The organism is Salinifilum aidingensis (assembly GCF_054782015.1).
This window is the reverse complement of sequence record NZ_BAAGTH010000012.1, coordinates 37951-57126: the sequence shown is the minus strand read 5'-3', so window position 1 is coordinate 57126 and position 19176 is coordinate 37951. Positions and strand designations below refer to the sequence as shown.

The 19176-nt window shown below is 74.2% G+C and carries 15 protein-coding genes; 6 read left to right on the top strand and 9 right to left on the bottom strand.

The annotated features are described in order from the left end of the window. The first annotated feature begins 56 nt into the window (after positions 1-56). From ACYVJE_RS16555 to ACYVJE_RS16530, 6 genes are all read left to right on the top strand, one after another. Positions 57-1229: an acyl-CoA dehydrogenase family protein gene (locus tag ACYVJE_RS16555; protein WP_461145169.1), complete on the top strand. Its 1173-nt coding sequence runs from the start codon at positions 57-59 to the stop codon at positions 1227-1229. Beyond that, on the top strand, positions 1226-2257 hold the full coding sequence (locus ACYVJE_RS16550) for an enoyl-CoA hydratase/isomerase family protein (protein ID WP_461145168.1): 1032 nt from the start codon (positions 1226-1228) through the stop codon (positions 2255-2257). Before ACYVJE_RS16555 ends, ACYVJE_RS16550 begins: the two co-directional genes overlap by 4 nt. Positions 2258-2474: 217 nt before the next feature. Further along, the gene (gene mmsB / locus ACYVJE_RS16545) at positions 2475-3362 is read left to right on the top strand and encodes a 3-hydroxyisobutyrate dehydrogenase (RefSeq protein WP_461145167.1); all 888 of its coding nucleotides are present in this window, start codon (positions 2475-2477) and stop codon (positions 3360-3362) included. A gap of 73 nt (positions 3363-3435) precedes the next feature. Next, entirely contained in the window at positions 3436-3654 is a 219-nt protein-coding gene (locus ACYVJE_RS16540; protein WP_459159932.1) for a hypothetical protein, read from the top strand. Beyond that, positions 3651-3899 carry a hypothetical protein gene (locus tag ACYVJE_RS16535; RefSeq protein WP_459158753.1) on the top strand — a complete coding sequence of 83 codons (249 nt, stop codon included), beginning with the start codon at positions 3651-3653 and terminating at the stop codon, positions 3897-3899. Before ACYVJE_RS16540 ends, ACYVJE_RS16535 begins: the two co-directional genes overlap by 4 nt. A gap of 44 nt (positions 3900-3943) precedes the next feature. Continuing rightward, the gene (locus ACYVJE_RS16530; protein ID WP_459158754.1) at positions 3944-4306 is read left to right on the top strand and encodes a barstar family protein; all 363 of its coding nucleotides are present in this window, start codon (positions 3944-3946) and stop codon (positions 4304-4306) included. A 263-nt stretch (positions 4307-4569) separates the two neighbouring features. On the opposite strand, the gene ACYVJE_RS16525 is transcribed toward ACYVJE_RS16530, so the two are convergent. From ACYVJE_RS16525 to ACYVJE_RS16485, 9 genes are all read right to left on the bottom strand, one after another. Continuing rightward, positions 4570-5349 carry an enoyl-CoA hydratase-related protein gene (locus ACYVJE_RS16525; RefSeq protein WP_461145166.1) on the bottom strand — a complete coding sequence of 260 codons (780 nt, stop codon included), beginning with the start codon at positions 5347-5349 and terminating at the stop codon, positions 4570-4572. 92 nt (positions 5350-5441) lie between these two features. Next, positions 5442-7880: an ADP-ribosylglycohydrolase family protein gene (locus ACYVJE_RS16520; RefSeq protein WP_461145165.1), complete on the bottom strand. Its 2439-nt coding sequence runs from the start codon at positions 7878-7880 to the stop codon at positions 5442-5444. Between the two features lie 22 nt (positions 7881-7902). Further along, positions 7903-13146, bottom strand: a complete 5244-nt coding sequence (locus ACYVJE_RS16515) for a type VII secretion system-associated protein (RefSeq protein ID WP_461145164.1) — start codon at positions 13144-13146, stop codon at positions 7903-7905. Between the two features lie 213 nt (positions 13147-13359). After that, positions 13360-14130 (bottom strand): sirohydrochlorin chelatase, encoded by a 771-nt coding sequence (locus ACYVJE_RS16510; protein ID WP_461145163.1) that lies wholly within the window; start codon positions 14128-14130, stop codon positions 13360-13362. A gap of 5 nt (positions 14131-14135) precedes the next feature. Continuing rightward, complete coding sequence (locus ACYVJE_RS16505; RefSeq protein WP_461145162.1) at positions 14136-15521, bottom strand: sulfate adenylyltransferase subunit 1; 1386 nt, start codon at positions 15519-15521, stop codon at positions 14136-14138. A gap of 37 nt (positions 15522-15558) precedes the next feature. Next, positions 15559-16509, bottom strand: a complete 951-nt coding sequence (cysD, locus tag ACYVJE_RS16500; RefSeq protein ID WP_459158761.1) for a sulfate adenylyltransferase subunit CysD — start codon at positions 16507-16509, stop codon at positions 15559-15561. Positions 16510-16550: 41 nt separating this feature from the next. Continuing rightward, positions 16551-17282 carry a phosphoadenylyl-sulfate reductase gene (locus ACYVJE_RS16495; RefSeq protein WP_461145161.1) on the bottom strand — a complete coding sequence of 244 codons (732 nt, stop codon included), beginning with the start codon at positions 17280-17282 and terminating at the stop codon, positions 16551-16553. After that, positions 17279-17470 (bottom strand): hypothetical protein, encoded by a 192-nt coding sequence (locus ACYVJE_RS16490; RefSeq protein WP_459158763.1) that lies wholly within the window; start codon positions 17468-17470, stop codon positions 17279-17281. The genes ACYVJE_RS16495 and ACYVJE_RS16490 overlap by 4 nt, the downstream gene beginning before the upstream one ends. Further along, positions 17467-19164: a nitrite/sulfite reductase gene (locus tag ACYVJE_RS16485; RefSeq protein WP_459158764.1), complete on the bottom strand. Its 1698-nt coding sequence runs from the start codon at positions 19162-19164 to the stop codon at positions 17467-17469. The genes ACYVJE_RS16490 and ACYVJE_RS16485 overlap by 4 nt, the downstream gene beginning before the upstream one ends. Positions 19165-19176 lie beyond the last annotated feature (12 nt).

Genomic DNA, 19176 nt, shown 5'->3' with positions numbered 1-19176 from the left:
GCGCGGTTCCCGCCAGGTCTGACCAGACCGGCGAGATGACCACGAAAGGAGGAGCCGTGTCCGCTCCGACCGCAGAACCGACCTCCCGCTTCGACCTGTCGGCGGACCAGCGCGCCCTGCGCGACACGGCGCAGGAGTTCGCCGACGAACGGCTCGCCCCGCACGCCCTGGAGTGGGACCAGAACACGACCTTCCCGGTGGACACGCTGCGCTCGGCCGGCCCGCTCGGGATGGGCGGGATCTGCGTGGCCGAGGACGTCGGCGGCAGCGGGCTGAGCCGCTTCGACTCGGTCGTCATCTACGAGGCGCTGGCCACCGGCGATCCCTGCGTCACCGCGTACCTGTCCATCCACAACATGGTCGCCGGGGTGGTCGACCGGTTCGGCACCGCGCAGCAGCGGCAGGAGTGGCTGCCCGAGCTGTGCTCCCTGCGGCGGCTCGCCAGCTACTGCCTGACCGAACCGGGCGCGGGGTCCGACGCGGCCGCGCTGAGCACGCGCGCCGTGCGCGAGGGCGACGAGTACGTGCTCACCGGGGTCAAGCAGTTCATCTCCGGCAGCGGGTCCGCCGAGCTGTACCTGGTCATGGCCCGCACCGGCGACCCGGGCGCGGGCGGGATCTCCGCGTTCCTCGTCGACGGCGACGCGCCCGGGCTGTCGTTCGGCCCGAACGAGGCGAAGATGGGCTGGCACGCCCAGCCGACGTGCCAGGTCGTCCTCGACGGCGTCCGGGTGCCGGCCGAACGCCTGCTCGGCGCGGAGGGCGAGGGCTTCAAGATCGCCATGGCCGGGCTCGACGCGGGCAGGCTGGGCATCTCCTCCTGCTCGGTCGGCGGCGCGGACAGCGCGCTGCGCCGCAGCCTCGAATACGCCGGGCAGCGCACGGCTTTCGGCTCGCACCTGGCCGAGTTCCAAGCGCTGCGCTTCAAGCTGGCCGACATGGCCACCGACCTCGAAGCGGCGCGGCTGATGCTGTGGCGCGCCGCCAGCGCCCTCGACGCGGGCGACCCGAGGTCGACCCGCTGGTGCGCGATGGCCAAGCGCTTCGCCACGGACGCGGGATTCGCCGTGGCCAACGAGGCCCTTCAGATCCACGGTGGATACGGATACCTTGCCGAGTACGGCGTGGAGAAACTCGTCCGCGACCTGCGAGTGCACCAGATCCTGGAAGGGACCAACGAGATCATGCGACTCATCATCGCCCGCGACCTGCTGGAGAACGTCTCATGAGCGAGCAGGAGATCGTGCTCTCCGAGCAGGGCGGCCTGGGGCGGATCACGCTGAACCGGCCGAAGGCGATCAACTCGCTCACGCTGAACATGGTGCGCGAGATCGCCGCCGCCCTGCGCCGGTGGCAGTCCGCCGACCACATCCGCACGGTGCTCATCGACGGCGCCGGGGAGAAGGGCCTGTGCGCCGGGGGCGACGTGCGCGCCATCCACGACGCGGCCCGCGACGGCGACTACAGCGCCGCCGCGACCTTCTGGGCCGAGGAGTACCGGATGAACGCGCTGATCGGGAACTACCCGAAGCCGGTCGTCGGGTTCATGGACGGCATCTGCATGGGCGGCGGCGTCGGCATCACCGCGCACGGTTCGCACCGGGTGGTCACCGAGCGCTCCAAGGTGGGCATGCCGGAAGTCGGGATCGGCTTCGTCCCCGACGTCGGCGGGACCTACCTGCTCTCGCGCACCCCGGGGCACCTGGGGGAGCACTTCGGGCTCACCGGGGCGCCGTTCAGCGGTGCGGACGCGATCCACGCCGGCTTCGCCGACCACCACGTGCCGCGCTCGGCGCTGCCGGAGCTCGCCGACGCGCTGGCCGAGGCCCCCGCCGATGAGGCGCTGCGCAAGTTCGCCGAGCAACCGCCGGCTGCGCAGGCCGAGGCCGACCGGGAGTGGATCGACGAGGCCTACGCGGCACCGACCGTGCCCGAGATCCTCGAGCGCCTGCGCGCGCGGCCGGAGCAGCGCGCCGCCGAGGCCGCCGCGGCCATCGCCGAGAAGTCGCCCACCAGCCTCAGCGTGACCCTGCGCGCGGTGCGCCAGCGGTACGGCTCGCTCGAGGAGGCCCTGCGCCAGGAGTACCGGGTGGCGATGTCGGCCGTGCGCAGCGGCGAGTTCGTCGAGGGCGTGCGCGCGACCCTCGTGGACAAGGACCGCGACCCGAAGTGGAACCCGCCCGCGCTGGCCGAGGTCGGCGAGGACCGGATCGCGTCGTTCTTCGAGCCCGACCCGGACGGGGAGCTCGAACTGTAAGGGAATCCGCGGATTGGCGGATGTTCGCTCGGCCGCAACGGTCCGCCGGGCAAGCGGCGCAGCCGCTTCCTCCTCCACGTACGCAGACCGAACCACCGGGGGTTCCCCCGACCGCACGCCAGCCAATCCGCGGACTCCCCACGCCCGGCTCCGCCGCCTCCCGGCGGCCGGCCCGCCCGGTCCGCGGCAACCCACCACTCGAAAGGGGACGGAGACTATGGCAGTCATCGGTTTCATCGGACTGGGCCACATGGGCGGTCCCATGGCGGCCAACCTCGTCGGGGCCGGCAACGCGGTGCAGGGCTTCGACCTGGACCCGCAGGTCCTGGAGGCGGCCCGGGCGAACGGCATCACCCCGGCCGACTCGGTCACCGCCGCCGCGACCGGCGCCGACGCGGTGATCACCATGCTGCCGGGCGGCAAGCAGGTGCACGCCTGCTACCCGGAGATCCTCGCCGCGGCGCAGCCGGGCACGCTGCTCGTCGACTCGTCCACCGTCGACGTCGCCGAAGCGCGCCAGACCCACGAGTGGGCCGAGCAGGCCGGCTTCGGCGCGCTCGACGCGCCGGTGTCCGGCGGCACGGCGGGCGCGGAGGCGGGCACGCTGACGTTCATGGTCGGCGGCTCCGAGAGCGACTTCCACCGCGCCGAGCAGCTGCTGCAGCCGATCGCGCGCAAGCTCATCCACTGCGGCGGGTCCGGCAACGGCCAGGTCGTGAAGATGTGCAACAACCTCATCCTCGGCGCGTCGATGATCGCCGTGAGCGAGGCGTTCGTGCTGGGCGAGCGGCTCGGCCTGCCGCCGCGGGCGCTCTACGACGTGGCGTCGGTCTCCACCGGCCAGTGCTGGGCGCTGACCACGAACTGCCCCGAACCGGGCATGGTCTCCACCAGCCGCGCCGAGCACGACTACGAACCGGGATTCGCCGCCTCGCTGATGGCCAAGGACCTGAAGCTGGCGAAGTCCGCCGCCGCGCAGAGCGGTACCGAAGCGGAGATCGGGCAGCTCGCCCTCGACCTGTACGAGCGGTTCAACGACACCGGCGGGGGCGACCAGGACTTCGGCGCCATCATCAAGTGGATCCGCGAGCGCTCCGAGCAGTGACGACGCGCTCCCGCGAACGGCGCAATCCCCGGCGGGGCGATCACCGGGCACCGGCGTACGCTGTCCGCTCGTGATGGCATGGCTCCTCGACTGGTGGGACGCGATCGAGCTGTGGCTCGTGCAGCTTCCCTACCCGGTGCAGGTCGTCCTCGTCGTGGGCGTTCTCCTCCCGCTGTGCTGGGCGGCCACGCGCGTGGTGGACCGGGTCGCCGACCTGGTCGAAGACCGGTGGTCCCGGCTGCGCGCCGGAGGCCGCTCGGCGCGCCGGAACGCGGGGGGAACCTCGACGTGAGCCCGCGGAAACGGATCACCCTCGCGTTGGTCGCGCTGATCCTCCTCGTCGTGGTCGGATGGTTCGTCAGCGGCGGGAACGGATCGGCCGGGCACGACGCGCTCGGCGCGGCGGAATCCGTCCGCGCGGACCGGACGTTGCACGAAGTGCCATCGGAGTTCACCGGCGCTCGTGAGCACCGCGGACACGCCGGGGCGGCCCGCGGTGCGCGCGGCGCGGGTGCCGACGCCGACGGTGGATGCTGATGAAGGTGCTGAAGCGAGCACGGGTGCGTGCTGGGAGGACGGGGGTGAGCGAGGTGCAGCTGCCCCGCGTGGAGGCCCACCGGGCCGTGGAGGAGGCGGAGCGCCGCGGCGCCGAGGTCCACGTCCTGGACGGGGCGGACTTGACGAGCAAGCGGACGACGCTCGACGGCATCGCGGCCGTGCTGAACTTCCCCGAGTGGGCGGGCCGCAACCTCGACGCCCTCTACGACTGCCTCACCGACCTGTCCTGGCTGCCGGAGGGCGAGCACGTGCTCGTCTGGTCCGGGCACCAGGCGCTGGCCGAGCACGACCCGCGCGCCTACGAGCGCATCCTCGACGTGCTGCGCGACGCCGCGGAGAACTCGATGTGCGGGCGCCGCTTCCAGCCCGTGCTCGCCAGCGAGTAGGCGGGGCGCAGCCCGGCGGGTTGTTTCTGCTGTTCGCCTTGTTTCTGCTGTTCACAGGGTCAGGGCGGCGCGCAGGGCCGCGTCGGCGCGACCCCGGACGATGCTCGGTGCGCCGGCGTGGCTGCGGGTCGCTCGGCCTCCTCGGAGGCCGCGCGCAGCGCAGCTGGGTCAGCAGGCATACCGTGCAGCACGCATCACTGATCTGCACCAGACCAGTGATGCGTTCCCGCGATGCCCGCAGCCATGAGGCGCGACCGGGTGCTTCAGTCACCGGGGACCCAGGACGGGTCGCGCTTCTCCGCGAACGCGCGCATCCCCTCCTGGCCCTCCTCACCGGCGAAGTGCTCGGCCGACAGCGCCAGCAGCTTCTCGTAGGAGGCTTCCCGGTCCGCCGTCGCCGACGGCGGGTCGAGCAGCAGCCGCTTCGCCGCCGCCAGCGCGCCGGGGGCGCCGCGGGCGAGCATCCCGGCGTAGCGCCGCACCTCGGCGTCCAGCTCCCCGGCGGGCACGGCGCTGTTGAGCAGGCCGACCTCCACCGCCCGGCGCGCGTCGAAGCGCTCCCCGGTGAGGAACAGCTCGTGCGCCTGCCGCGGCGCGAGCCTGGGCAGCACGGTCATCGAGATGACCGCCGGCACCACCCCGATGCGCACCTCGGAGAACGCGAACGTCGCCTCGTCGGCGGCCACGGCGATGTCCGCCGCCGCGACGAGTCCCACACCGCCCGCGCGGGCCGGTCCGGCCAGCTTCGCGATCACCGGCTTCGGGCTCGTCCACAGCTGCTCCAGCAGCGCCGGAAACGCCCGGACGCCCTGGTCGTCGGCGGAGGCGGACTGCGACTCCTTCAGGTCCATCCCGGCGCAGAAGACCGGACCAGTGTGGTCCAGCACGAGCACCCGGACGCTCTCGTCGGCGAACGCGTCCGCCACGTGCCCGTGCAGCTCGCGCCGCAGCTGCGCGGACAGGGCGTTGCGGTTGTGCGGGGAGTCCAGCGTGATCGTCGCGGTGCCGCCGGAGTCGGCGCGGTGCACAAGTTCTTCTGCCATGCGCGGCACGTTAGCGGCTCGCGCAGGCGCGTCCAACCGTTGCGGCCACGATCGCCGGACTCCTCCGGACGCGATGCAGGTGGCCGGGCACCTCAGGTGGCCGGGTAGCGCTCGCCCCACTCCGGTGGTGCGGGGCCGAACTCGGCGGCGGCGTCGGCGCCGAGGCCCTCCAGCACCGCGTGCAGCTCCAGCTCGTCGGTCCACCGCTCGGCGATCCCGCCGGTGCCGAGGAGCGCGCCGAGCAGGCTGCCGCAGACCGCCCCGACCGCGGCGCTGTTGCCCGTCTGGTTGACCGCGACCGCCAGACCCGCCTCGAACGGGCTCTCCCGCTCCACCGCGGCCAGCGCCGCGTGCACCCCCAGGGCGAGGGCTTCCGCGGCCTGCCAACCGGTGCCGAGGTGGTGGTTGCGCTCCTCCGGGGACGCCGAACCGGAGGCGGCCAGGCGCACCGCCGCGTCCAGCCGGCGCGCGACCGGTTCGTGCTCCGGGTGCCCGGCGAGCTCCTCCCGGGCCCGCGCCACCGCGTCGGGCAGCTCCGCGCCCCCCAGCAGGTGGAGCACGACCACCCCGAGCGCGCCCGCGGACAGGTGCGCGCTCGGGTGGCCGTGCGTGAGCGCGGCCAGGCGCACCGCCGTGTCGAACACGCGCGCCGGATCGTCGGACCACAGCGCCGCGGGCACCGCGCGCACCACCGCGCTCGGCCCCTGCGAGTCGTTGACCGGATCCTCCGGCGTGCCCGGTTCCCGCTGCCCCTTGGCGACGGCGATCAGCGTCCGCATCATCGTCCGCCCCGGGTTGCGCGTCCGGAACAGCGCCCGGTGCTGCACCAGCGGGCCGTCCGGCTGCGCGGCGGTCGTGCGGAAGCGCCCGGCCGCCCGCGGCCAGCTGAGGTGCTGGGTGTGCAGCCAGCGCTGGTACGCGTGCTGCACGTGCTCGAACGGCGTGGTGACCGCTCCGCGGCGGCGGGCCACGCCGGCCCGGATCATCCCCTCCACGGAGAACAGCAGCAGCTGGGTCTCGCTGCCGATGCGACCGGCCGGGTGCCCCGCCGGGAGGTACTCGGTCAGGCCGTCCTCGCCGTGCCGGGCGCGGATGTCCTCCGCGGTGGCCGAGGCCACGGGCAGGCCGAGCGCCTCGCCGACGCCGCAGCCCACCACCGCGGCGCGGAACCGGTCGCGCGCCCCGGTGCAGTGCTCCGCGCCGCTCGTTCCCGCCGGCCGGTCGCCGCGCGGTCGTGCGGAGTCCTCCGCAGGGGCGGGCGCGGCGGTGCCGTAGCGGCGGGTCCAGTCCGCCGAACCGTCCGGGTGCGGTCCGAACTCGGTGACCGCGTCGGTCGCGATCCGCTCCACGAGCTCCACCGGGGCGAGGGTGGGCCACGGCACGGCCGTCGGCCCGTGCAGCGCGCCGAGCAGCTGCCCGCACAGCGCGGCTGCCGCGGGCCCGTCGCCGTCGTGCTCGCACGCCGCGGTCAGCGCAGCGGCGAAACCCGCGGGCGTGCCCGCCTCGCGGCGGCAGGCCAGCGCCGTGCGCACGGCGGCGGCCAGGGTGCTGAGCCCGTCCCGCCCGGGTCCGAGCGCGGCCCACTGCACCCGGCCCGGCCGCAGTCCCGCCGGGCTGGCCCGGCCGAGCTCCACCGCGCGGGACAGTTGCGCACGCCCGGCCTCCCACGCGGCCAGTCCGCGCTCGATCGCGGTGTCCAACCCCTGCCCGCGCAGCAGGCGGGCCATCGCGACCGCCAGCACCGCGGCCGGCCCGTGTCCGCGCGGGTGCCCGTGGGTGAGCGCGGCGAGCTCGCCGCCGAGCACGCGCACGCGTCCCGCGTCGGCCGACCACAGCGGGGCGAGCGCACCGAGCGGGACCGCGGTCGCGCCGTCCGATCCGGTCAGCCGGTGCTGCGGCGTTCCGGGCGCGCTGCCCGCGGCGATGCGGCTGACCGCGGTCAGCAGGCCGGGCTCGTCGACGGAGCGCGACCACAGCGCGTCGTGCCGGATGAGCCAGCCGACCGGAGCGGGGTGGGCGGAGCCGCAGTCGGCCCAGGCGACCCCGCGGGAGCGCATCCACCGGCGCAGTCCTTCGAGGACTTCGCCGAACGGCTCGGCGCCGTCCTCGCCGCGCTGGGCGGTGCGGGCGCGGATGAGCCCTTCCAACGCGAACAGGAGCGCGCTGCCGCGCTGACCGAGCGCGGGGGCAGCGCCCCGGTCCGCGGCCGGGGCGTCCTCGGCGGGTGGTCCGCGCAGGGCGACCTGCTCGCCGACGAGCCCGCCGAGCAGCATGCCCGTCAGGCGGCTGGGCACCTCCGGCAGCAGGCCCGCGCGTCCGCTCAGACCGCTCGGCGGCAGGGCAGCGGTTTCGTCGGCGGCGATCCGGTGGCGCAGGGCCGCGCCCCACGGCGGGAGTTCGGAGGGGTGCTCGCGCCACCGGCGCCACCGGTCGAGCAGCCCGCGCTCGACCGGATCGCGGTGGCCGCGGCCGCGCCGCGTGGCGAGCAGCGCCCGCTCGATGTCGTCCAGCGGGTGGGCTGATGCGTCCACTGTGCTCGTTCTCCGAGCGGAGTCAGTCGACCGACGGGTAGCGGTGCGCCCACTCGGGAAGGTCGCGCTCGGGGTGGATTTCGCCCGCCACGCGGGAGAAGTCGGTGGCCAGCTGGTCCAGCGGGCCATGCAGCTCCACAGTGGACAACCACTCGGCGGGGATGTCCGCGGCGCCGCGCGCGGCCCCGAGCAGGCTCCCGCAGATCGCCGCGGACGCCGCGCTGTCGCCGCCGTGCGTGGCGGCCAGCGACGTCGCCTCGGCGAACGAGTCGGCGTGGGTCAGCACCGCGGCCACCGCGATCGCCAGCGCCTCCGGGGCCTGCCGTCCCCCGCCGAGCTCGGCCAGCCCGCTCGGGGTGGCAGCACCGCGCCGCGCCAGGTCCACGGCCGAGCGCAGCGCCGCCGCGGTGCGCTCAGCCCCCTCGCGCTGGTCCAGCTCGGCGAGCACGACCTCGACGGCTTCCAGCGGGTCGCGGCCCTCGTGCAGGGCGTGCACCAGCCCCGCCGCGGCACCGGCGGGCAGGAACCCGTCCGGGTGCCCGTGGGTGAGCACCGCGATGTCGATGCCCAGCGCGATCGCCTGGCGCGGCGTCGGGGCGATGAGCCCCACCACCGCGCCCCGGGCGGTCGCGGCGCCCGTCCGCGCGTCGTTCGGCGGGTTCGCCGGGCTGGGCAGCGCCGCCTCGCCGGCGGTCTCGGCCAACGCGGTCAGCGAGGCGTCGTCCGGGAACCGCTGCGCGTGCAGCAGACCGGTGCTGGCCAGTTCGCCCGGCGGCAGCTCCGGCGTGCTCCGCACGCCCTGGGTGTGCAACCAGTGCTGCAGCGTGCGGCGGACCATGCTCGGCCAGTGCGTGTTGACCCCGCGCAGGGCGGAGTGCAGCTCCGCCCGGACCAGGCCGTCCAGCAGGAACACCGCCTGCTGGCCGTACCGGCTCGCCGCCCCGCGGAGCCCGGCGAACTCGGCCATCTCCCGCACGCCGTCCGGGTTCTCCCGCAGCAGCGCGCGCAGCTCGGTGAACATCCACGGGGCGCCGAGCGCATCGCCCGCGGCCTGCCCGAGCACGCAGCCGCGCAACCGCTCGTCCCGGTCGAGAGCCACCGGGGCGCTCGGGCGCACCTGCACGTCCCGGGATTCCTGCTCGCCGAGCAGCTGGGTGGCCCGGTCCTGCCCGAAGGCCTCGACGAGGAGTTTGCGCAGCCCGTGCGTGAGCTCCACGGATTCGCCGGATCCGGTCTCCCGGAACTTCCGCCACGCCACGAGCAGGCGCAGCTCCTCCTCGGAGAGCAGGTCGTCCTCGGCGGAGTCCGGCTGCTCCGCCGCACCGGGCGGTGCGGGCGGGCCCTGCGGGGAAGCGGCCGTCGCCCGCTCGGGGGTCTCGGGGCGAGCGCCGTCCTCCTCGGCGGCGCTGGTCTCCTCGGCGGCGCTGGCCTGTTCGGCGGGGTCCTCGGAAGCGGGGTTCGACGGCATCGCGGTGTCCGCGGGAACCCGTGCCTCGGAGGCGGTGGGGACCGGTGCGTCCTCCGAGGCTCCGTCCGCCGGGTCGTCCGCGGGGTCCGCCGGCACGTCGTCGGTCGGCGCGCCGCCGCTCGGGAGGTCCTCCGCCGGGGGGTCGGTCTCCTCGGCCGTCCCGGTTCCGGGGGCGGAGTCCGGGACGTCGATGTCCTCGCCGTTGCGGGCGGGCGTGCTCTCGCCCGGAACGCGCACGGGAAGCGCAGCCGCCGTCGTGGTTCCCGCGTTCGGGGACGGCTCCGCGCCGGGTTCGGCACCGCCCGCGTCCGCGGTGGTGCCCTCCGCGTCCGGGAGCGCGTCCGCGGCCCCGTCCGGGGATCCACCAGGTGTTTCGTCCGGAGTTTCGAGCAAGTCCTCCGCGCCCGCGGTCTCGGCAGCCCCTTCCGCGGGTGCCTCCTCCGCGGGCGCCTCCGCAGCGGCGGCGGGCTCCGCCGGCGCCTGCTGCGCGGCGGGCTCAGCGGGCGCGCCGCTGCCGACCGGGTAGCGGTGCAGCCACTCCTCGTCCTGCGGCGGGTCCTCGCCGAACTCGCGGATCGCGTCGCTGGCGATCTCCTCGATCACGTCCCGCAGCTCCACGGCCTCGCGCCACTCCTGCGGGATCGCCGAGACCGTGCGCGCCGCACCCATGATGTTGCCGCAGATCGCCGCGGTGGAGTCGCTGGCACCGGAGTGGTTGGCGGCCAGCAGCACGGCCTCGGAGAACGACTCGGGGCGGCTCAGCGCGGCGCAGACACCGATGGCCAGCGCTTCCTGCCCGTACTCACCGCTGCCGAGCTGCTTCTCGATCAGCTCGGGGGTGGCGGAGTTCGACGCGGCGAGTTCGATGGCCTGCCGCAGCGCCGCCGTCGTCTCCTCGTGCCCGTCCCACGTGGACAGTTCGGTCAGCGCCCCGTCCACCGCTTCCGGCAGGGAGCGGCCCGCCAGCAGCTGCTGCACGACGACGGCCAGCGCACCGGCGGGCAAGTAACCGCTCGGGTGGCCGTGCGTGAGCACGGCGGTGAGCGCTCCGACCTGGCAGACCTCGCCGGAGTCCGCCGACCACAGTCCCGCGGGGGCCGCGCGCATGACGCCACCGCTGCCCTTCGAGTCGTTGACCCGGTGGGAGAACGTGCCGCGCGGGATGCCGCTGGCGTAGCCGTGCAGCGCCTGCACGCACGTGGTCTTGGGCGCGCGCCGCATGAACAGGTCCCGGCGCTGGATCAACCAGCCGTCCGGGGCGTCGGCCGCGAGCGGACCGCGGGCGTCGCGCCAGTCGAAACCCTGCGTGTGCAGCCACCGCTGGTAGGCGTGCTGCACCTGGGTGCCCGGTTCGGCCTCGCCGAACAGGCGGCGGCGGATGCTCGCCCGGATGAGCCCTTCGAGGGTGAACACGGTCAGCTGGGTCTCGTCGCTGATCGCACCGCGGTGCGCCTCGGTGAAGTCGGTGACCCCGGGCTCGCCGTGCTTGCGGCGGATGGCGGCCAGCTCGTCGTCCTCGACCGGGTAGCCGAGCGCATCGCCGACCGCGCCGCCGAGCAGGAAGCCGAGCACGCGGGACTCGACCAGCTCCGGCGCGGCCGGCCGCTCACCACCGCGAGCGGCGGTGAGCGCGGTGCTCACCGCCGCTCCGGGGACGGCGGGTTCCGCAGCCGCGTCCGCAGTGGCGGGCAGGGCTTCGTCGACGCCGCCCGGAGCTCCTTCCGCCGCGCCGCCGGCCGCCGCGTCCTCCGCGGTGCCCTCCGCAGCGTCCGGCGCCTCCTCCGCGCGGGGCAGTTCCGAGGTGAACGCGATGTCCACTGCGTCCAGTTGCGCGGGGTAGCGCTCGCGCCAATCCGCGTCCTCGGGCGGAGTCGGGCCGAACTCCCGCAGCGCGTCCGCGGTCAACTGCTCGACGAGCTCGCGCTGGCGCAGGTCGCGCAGCCACACCCCGGGCAGGGCGGTGGAGCCGTAGCGGGCGCCGACGAGCGCGCCGCACAGCGCACCGGTGGTGTCGCTCGCCCCGGAGTGGTTGACGGCCGTCATCACCGCCTGCGCCACGGTCTCCGTGGCCAGCGCCGCGCACACCGCGATGGCCAGGGCCTCGTGGCCGGCCCACCCGGAGCCGAGGGCGTCGCGGACCCGCTCCGGGGTGGGGGCCTGCTCGCTGAGCTCGACCGCCGCCCGCAGCGCCCGCTCGGTGTCGGCGTGGTCGCGGTAGTCGGCCAGCAGCGCGCGGGCCTCGACCAGCGCCGTGCCGAGCTCCGCACCGCGCACCAGGCGGTGCACCAGCACGGCGTGCACGGCCGCGGGGAGGTAGGCGTTCGGGTGCGAGTACGTCAGCGCCGCGGTGGCCGCCGCGAGCTCGAACACCTCGCGGGGGTCGTCCGACCACAGGGCCACCGGCGCAGCGCGGACCACGCCGCCGCAGTCCTCGGACTCGTTGATGCTCCGGTCGAACGTCCCGGGAGCGCCGACGGCGGCGAACTCGCGCAGCGCGGTGATGCACGTGCTGCTGGGAGCGCGCACGGAGAACAGCTCCCGGTGGCCGATGAGCCACCCGGTCGGCTCGGGCTGGTTGTCGGCGAACGGCCCAGCGGCGCGAGCCCAGCCGTACCCCTGGGTGTGCAGCCACCGCTGGTAGGCCAGCTGCACGGCGGGAAGCGGCTCCGCGGCCAGCCCGCTGCGCCGGCCGGCGCGGGCGCGGACGAGCCCTTCCAGGGTGAACAGGGTCAGCTGGGTGTCGTCGGTGAACGCGCCCGGGTGCTCGGAGTCGCGGTCGTAGTCGGTGACGCCCTCGGGTCCGAACCGGCTGCGGATCTGGTCGACCGGGTAGAACTCGACGGGTGCGCCGAGCGCGTCGCCGATCGCACCGCCCAGCAGCGCTCCGAGCACGCGCCGACCGAAGTCCCCGGCGGTGGGATCCACCTGGCCCGGGGCCTGCTCCGCCTGCTGCGCGGGCGCGCCCGCAGCGGGGCTCCCGGCGGCCTCCCCGGAGGCGGTGGCGGGGTTCCCGGCGGGGCTCGCCGTGCTGGCCGGCTCCGGGGTCGCGCTCGCGGCGCCCGCCGCGGCCCCGCCGGTGGTGGCTTCGGGGCCGGCGCTCCCGCCTCCGGGGTGCGCGGTCGTGCCGCTGCTGTCCGCCGTCGGCGTGCCGCGGGCGGGGCTCTGCGGTCCGCCGGGCGCCTGCTGGGGCGGTGCTCCCGCGGCGAGGGCGGGAGCACCGGCGTGCGTCCCGGCGGTGCGGAGGAGCTCCTCGGCCGGCACGCGGGCCTTGGCCGGGCTCGTCGGGTTGATGTGCAGATCCACCCCGACCAGGGGGTGCGCGGCGAGCTGTCGTCCGGTCAGGTGCTGCCAGGCCGCCGGGGTGCGCGGCAGGTACTGCTCGGAGGTGAACACCTGCAGCTGCCGCCGGCCGGTGGTGTCGGGCTCGGCCACGACCAGGCCGGTGCCCTGCGGTTGGGCGAAGAGGACGAGGGAGGCCTCGAGCAGCGCCGTCAGCAGCGTCTGACCGGGGGCGTAGCCGGTGCTGGTCAGCTGCCACGCGCGTTCGGCGTCGTTGCTCGGCGCCGGCAGGCGCAGCGCGACGGGGGAGGGGCGGTAGTTCGGGTTCGACGAGAAGTCGTCGGTGATCTCGCCCCGCTCATCGACGCGGTAACCGCCGATGAACCCCCAGGGCGGCACTTCGGCGCTCGGGTCGGTGAAGATCGGGTCGACGACGTACAGCCAGGTGTTCGGCTGCTTGCGGGCCTGCTCCCGCATCGCGGGTGTGATCACCGGATGGTTGGCCTGCTGAGTGTCCATCGCGCGTCCTCGCCCCCGATTTTTCCGCCGGCCTTGCATGGAACGCCCCAAACCCCCGTTCGCTTGACAGTGTGGTTCCGACTGTTGGACGAACGCGTAGCGCAGTCAGTTCCCAGGGTTCGCTGCCGTTCCGCACTCTCTCATGCCCACGTGGAGTGAAGCTTTCGGTGCGGCGCAGACACTGCCGGTCGGTACGGGCGGATTCCGGGCCATTCAGGCGAAGTGGACGGACTCGTGCTCCTCCGGCGCGGCGAGCGCGGCGCGGTAGCGCGCGAGCACGAGCGCGGCGACCTCGGCGTCATCGGCCATCGGCGCGGCCAGCAGGGCCTCGGGGTCCTCGGCCCGCGCCTGCTCGAGGATGCGGTCCGGCAGCAGTCCGGGAGCGAGGAACCAGGCGCCCACCGCGATGCGCCGCGCGCCCGCGGCCCGCAGCCGGGCGATCGCCTGCGGCACGGTGGGCTCGGCGGCAGCGGCGAACGCCGCGGCCGCATCCGGCCAGGCCGAGGTGGCGCACCACCGCTCGGTCACCTCCTCGACGATCCGGTTGGCCGGCGGGTGCGAGGAGCCGGCGCCGGCCAGCACCACCCCCAGCTCCGGGTCGCCGGCCTCGGCCCCCGCCGCGGCGAGGCGGCGCCACGCCGCCCGCTCCAGGCGCGGGTCGGGGCCGAGCACCTCGGCGATCCGCGCCCGGAAGCGGGGGTGGCGGTGTTCCGCGTCGGCCACCGCGCCCGGCACGTCCACCCGCGCGTGGAAGGCGTGGCCCAGCAGCAGCGGCACGACGACGGCCTCCTCGTGGCCGTCGCCGTGCACTCCCGCCAGCACGTCGCCCACCCGCGGGGCGGACAGGTCCAGGAACGCGGTGCGGACGTCGAGGTCCGGGCTCTGCCTGCGGACCTCGTCCATCAGTGCGTGGATCGTCGCGGCCGACCGGGGGTCCCGGCTGCCGTGCGCGACCGCGACCAGCGGAACGTCGCCTGCCGTCATGCCACTCACGCCGTCGCGGCGGCCAAGGGGTGTCCGACGAGACCCGCGCCGAGCGTGCTGCCGTCGGTCGGGTCGATGATGAGGAACGCGCCGGTGCGGCGGTTCTCCGCGTACTCGTCGATGGCCAGCTGCTCGGAGGTGCGCAGCTGCACCCGGCCGATCTCGTTGAGCTCCAACGCATCCGGAGTGTCCACTGTGGTCAGCTCCTGCTCGTCGAAGCGGCCGGTGAGTTCGGTGACCATCGCCTGCACCGTGCGGGCGCCGTGCTTGACCAGCACGCGGTCGCCGCCGCGCAGCGGCTTCTCGGCCAGCCAGCACACCGTGGCGTCCAACTCGTCGCTCAGCCGCGGGGGGTGGTCGGCGTGGGCCACCAGGTCGCCGCGCGCGATGTCGACGTCGTCCTCCAGCAGCAGCGTGATCGGGCGGCCCGCCGCGGCGCTGGCGACCTCCCCGTCCGGCGTGTCCACTTGGGACACCCGCGTGCGCCGCCCGGCGGGCAGCACGACGACCTCGTCGCCCGCGCGGACCACGCCGCTGGCGGACTGGCCGGCGTAGCCGCGGTAGTCGGGGAACTCCTCGGTGCGCGGGCGGACCACGTACTGCACCGCCATCCGGAACGGCGCGTCGTGCGGGTCCGGCGCCACCGGCGCGGTTTCCAGGTGCTCCAGCAGCGCCGGGCCGGTGTACCACGGGGTGCGCGCGGAGCGCTCCACCACGTTGTCCCCGTGCAGCGCGGAGACCGGGATCGTCACGACGGCGTCGTCGGTGTAGCCGAGCGCCTCGGCGTGCTCGGTGAACTCCTCGGCGATGCGGGTGTGCGTGCCCTCGTCGAAGTCGACCATGTCGATCTTGTTCACGGCCAGCACGAGCCGCGGCACGCCCAGCAGCGCCAGCACGGCCGCGTGCCGCCGCGTCTGCTCGAGCACGCCCTTGCGCGCGTCCACCAGCAGCACCGCCAGCTGCGCGGTGGAGGCGCCGGTGACCGTGTTCCGGGTGTACTGCACGTGCCCCGGGGTGTCGGCGAGCACGAAGCTGCGGCGCGGCGTGGCGAAGTAGCGGTAGGCCACGTCGATGGTGATGCCCTGCTCGCGCTCGGCGCGCAGCCCGTCGACGAGCAGCGACAGGTCCGGACTGGACAGTCCGCGCTCCTCGCTGGCCCGGTACACCGCGTCGAGCTGGTCGGCCAGCACGGACTTGGTGTCGTGCAGCAGCCGGCCGACGAGCGTGCTCTTGCCGTCGTCCACCGACCCCGCTGTCGCCAAGCGGAGCAGATCGGTATTATCTGACAGGACACCGTTTTCGGGCACGCCGTTCTCGGGCGCACCGTTCTCGAACGCGACGTCGCGGGGCACGGCGTTCTCCGGTGCCGTTGCGGGGGTGGTCTCGGTCATGCGTCAACCCATTCTCGTGTTGCCGGGCGGAAGGTGACTAGAAGTAGCCCTCGCGCTTGCGGTCCTCCATGGCCGCTTCGGACATCCGGTCGTCGGCCCGGGTGGCGCCGCGCTCGGTCAGGTGGCTGGCGCCGACCTCGGCGATGACCTCGTCGAGCGTGTAGGCCTCGGATTCCACCGCGCCGGTGCACGAACCGTCCCCGACCGTGCGGTAGCGCACCGTCTTGAGCTGGACTTCCTCGCCCTCGCGGGGACCGCCCCAAGGCCCGGAGGTCAGCCACATCCCGTCGCGCTGGAACACCTCGCGCTGGTGGGCGTAGTAGATCGCGGGCAGTTCGATCTTCTCCCGCTGGATGTAGCGCCACACGTCCAGCTCCGTCCAGTTGGACAGCGGGAAGACGCGGACGTGCTCCCCGGCGCGGTGCCGCCCGTTGTACAGGTTCCACAGCTCCGGGCGCTGGCGCCGCGGGTCCCACTGGCCGAACGCGTTGCGCAGGCTGAAGATCCGCTCCTTGGCGCGCGAGCGCTCCTCGTCGCGCCGCCCGCCGCCGAACACCGCGTCGAACTTGTTGTCGCGGATCGCGTCCAGCAGCGGCGTCGTCTGCAACGGGTTGCGCGTGCCGTCGGGGCGCTCCTCGAGGCGCCCGTCGTCGATGTAGTCCTGCACGGAGGCGACGTGCAGGCGCAGACCGTGCTTTTCGCACAACTGGTCGCGGAAGTCGATGACCTCGGGGAAGTTGTGCCCGGTGTCCACGTGCAGCAGGCCGAACGGAACCGGTGCGGGTCGGAAGGCCTTCAGCGCCAGGTGCAGCAGGAGAGTGGAATCCTTCCCGCCGGAGAAGAGGATCACCGGACGGTCGAACTCGCCGGCCACTTCTCGGAAGATGTGGATCGCTTCCGATTCCAGGGCGTCCAGATTGTTCACCTGCGGGGGCGCCTCGTTGGTCGACTCCGCCACCGTGTCGATGCCGGGATCGGTCGTGGTCATGTCTCCGGTGTCCTCCGTGTTCTAGCGGTCCAGCGCGGCCGTCAACCGTGCAGTCCGCACTCGGTCTTGGACGAGCCCGCCCAGCGGCCGCTGCGCGGATCGGCGCCCGGGGCGGGCTTGCTGGTGCACGGCGCGCACCCGATCGACGGGTACCCGGCGTGCACCAGCGGGTTCACCAGCACGTTGCGGCTGTCGATGTAGGACTGCAGTTCCTCGTCCGTCCAGGCCGCCATCGGGTTGACCTTCACCAACCCGTTGCGGTCGTCCCAGGTCACGATGGGCGTGTCGGCGCGCGTGGGCGCGTCCACGCGGCGCACGCCGGTCACCCACGCCTCGTAGGGGGCCAGCGTGTTCCGCAGCGGCAGGACCTTGCGCAGGAAGCAGCAGCGGTTCGGATCACGCTCGTACAGCCGCGGACCTTCGCTCTCGTCCTGCTCGGCCACGGTCTGCTCGGGCGTGGCGTCCACGATGTTCACATCATAGGTGGCCGCCACGGCGTCACGTGTGCCGATCGTCTCAGCGAAGTGGTACCCGGTCTCCAGGAAGAGGACATCCACCCCGGGTTGGACACGAGCGGCCAGATCGACCAGCGAGGCGTCCTGCATGTTCGACGCGACGATCAGGTTGCGGCCGAACGTCTCGGCCGCCCACGCCAGCGCCTCCTCGGCGGTGGCGTCGGCGAGCTCGGCCGAGGCCTGCTCGGCGAGGGCCCGCAGCTCCTCCTCCGCACGTCGGTGTCCGATGTCCACGGCCTGCTCCTCCGTCGGGCTCATGGGCCTTGCGCTCCTTCCTGCCGGAAGTGCTCGTGCTCGGGCAGCGCCAGCCCGACCAGCTGCACGGTGAACACCCGCAGGCACGCGGCGCACTTCCACGCACCGGCCGGTTCCTCCCGGGGCACGAGCTCCTCGTCGCCACAGTACGGGCAGTGCAGCGGCGCCATGCGGTTACCGGCCGAGGTCATGAGAGCTCCTCGTCGGTGGCACGAGCCGCCCACTGGGCGAACCGCTCGCCCTGCTCGCGTTGCGCAATGTAGCGTCGCACGAGCCGCTCCACATAATCCCCCAGCTCGGCCGAGGTCACCTTGTGGCCGCGGATCTTGCGGCCGGTTCCGGTGTCCACCGCCAGGCCGCCGCCCAGGTGCACCTGGAAGCCCTCGACCTGGTTGCCGTCGGCGTCGGTGACCATCTGGCCCTTCAGCCCGATGTCGGCGACCTGCGTGCGGGCGCAGGCGTTGGGGCAGCCGTTGAGGGTGATCGAGACCTGGTTCTCCAGGCCGCTCTGGACGTCCTCCAGGCGCTTGTCGAGGTCGCCGATGAGGTCGATCGCCCGCTGCTTGGTCTCCACGATCGCCAGCTTGCAGAACTCGAGACCGGTGCAGGCCATGACTCCGCGCCGCCACGGCGAGGGGTGCGCGTGCAGGTCGAGCGCGGACATGTCCGAAATCAGGGCGTCCACTTCGGATTCCGGGACGTCCAGCACGAGGAGGTTCTGCTCGACCGTGGTGCGCACCCGGTGGGAGCCGGCCCGCTCGGCGGCCGCGGCGGCCTCCAGCAGCTTCGACCCGCTCACGCGCCCCGCGGGGGACTTGAAGCCGACGTAGTGGTTGCCGTCCTGCTGCCGGTGCACGCCCAGGTGGTCGCGGTCCTCGCTCGGGGTCTCCGGCGCCGGCCCGTCGAGGAGCCGGCGGTCCAGGTACTCGTCCTCGACGACCTTGCGGACGGCCTCGGCGCCCCAGTCGTCCACGAGGAACTTCATCCGGGCGCGGTTCCGCAGCCGCCGGTAGCCGTAGTCGCGGAACAGGCGGGTGACCGCGTGCCAGACCTCGGCCACCTCGGAGAGCGGGACCCAGGCGCCCAGCCGCTGGGCGAACTTCGGGTTGGTGGACAGGCCGCCGCCGACCCACACGTCGAAGCCCGGGCCGTGCTCGGGGTGCTCGACCCCGACGAACGAGACGTCGTTGATCTCCGGGACGGCGTCCCACCGGGGCGAACCGGTGATCGCCGTTTTGTACTTGCGCGGCAGGTTCGCCAGCGACTGGTCGCCGATGTAGCGCTCGGTGATCTCCCGCACCGCCGGGGTGCCGTCGATGATCTCGTCCTCGGCGATGCCCGCCACCGGCGAGCCCAGCACCACGCGCGGGCAGTCGCCGCAGGCCTCGGTGGTGGACAGGCCGACCGACTCCAACCGCTCCCAGATCGTCGGCATGTCCTCGATGCGGATCCAGTGCAGCTGGATGTTCTGCCGGTCGGTGATGTCGGCCGTGTCGCGGGCGTAGGTCCGGGCGATCTCACCGACGGTGCGCAGCTGCTCGGTGGTCATCGCGCCGCCGTCGACGCGGACCCGCAGCATGAAGTGGTCGTCGTCGAGCTCCTCCGGCTCCAGCGCGGCCGTGCGCCCGCCCGGGATCCCCGGGGCGCGCTGCGTGTACAGCCCCAGCCAGCGGAACCGGCCGCGCAGGTCCTGCGGGTCGATCGAGTCGTAGCCGCGGTAGGCGTAGACGCGCTCGATGCGCTCGCGGACGTTGAGCGGGTTGTCTTCCTTCTTGGTGCGTTCGTTGCCGTTCAGCGGTTCGCGGTGGCCGAGCGCCCACTGGCCCTGACCGCGGGCTTTGCTTTTCCGAGCGGGGCGACCGGCTGTTTCCGTCGGGGGGACCATGGTCCGACCTCC